We start from the raw sequence: 840 nt of genomic DNA on the forward strand, positions 1-840 counted from the left end.
GGGGTGGCGGCGGTCACAGGCGCAGGCGGGCCGGCTGGCGGTGCGGCGCGCCCGGCGCCGGCAGAAGGGGCGGGTCGGGCGATGCGCACACCGGGTTCCGCGCCGGCGGAGACGGCAGGAGGGGCGCCCGGCGAGGCCGCGGAACGCTGGGGGCCGCGAGGGCCACCCCGGTTCCAGGCCGGGCACCCGATGATCCGCGCCGGCCACGCCCCGCCTCAGGCCCTGGGGTCGCTGGCCGGGCGAAACCGCCCGGGACTCCGCCCGCAGCGGCAGCCGCCGGGGCAGGTCACCATAGTCATGCAGGGTGGCGGCCACAACCCTGCCGCGCGCCTGGCGCATCGTTGAAGCGTCACATCAGGCTTTGCATGGCAAACCCCTGGCGGAAATGGCATCATGGCGCCGTCCGGCGGGGGGCCGGGCGCTTGAGGGGATGTCTCGATGTTCGGTCCGGGGCGACGCCCCCTGCTGGGGCTTGGCCTGCTTGCGGCGATCGGGGGCGTGCCGGCGCGGGCGGGAACCATCGCCGGCGGCACGATCGCCGCCGCGGGGCCGGCCGCGCGGCTGGTCCTGCCGGTGCAGGGGGATCAGCGCTGGTCGGTCCGCGTGCTCGACGACCCGCGGCGTATTGCACTGCATTTGCCAGATGTGGCCTGGCGCGGCCCGGCCACCCTGCGCGGCGCCGGGCCGGTGCGCGCGGCGCGCTTCGTTGCGGCCGACGACGTGCTGCTCCTGGACCTCGCCGCCCCGGCGTTGCCGCGCGGCGGGCCGGCGCGCGCCGGTTACATCGTGATCGACATCCGCCCCGCGCCGGCGGCCGACTTCGCCGCGGCGGTGCGCGCC

Annotated in this window: 1 pseudogene; it reads left to right on the top strand. The window is 78.0% G+C overall.

What is annotated here, in order from left to right:
* Window positions 1–438 precede the first annotated feature (438 nt).
* Window positions 439–840, top strand: a pseudogene (locus tag HW578_RS27195) (N-acetylmuramoyl-L-alanine amidase family protein); the annotation flags it as partial.

Origin of the sequence: Roseomonas rosulenta (assembly GCF_016106005.1) — a bacterium.
Lineage (GTDB): Bacteria > Pseudomonadota > Alphaproteobacteria > Acetobacterales > Acetobacteraceae > Neoroseomonas > Neoroseomonas rosulenta.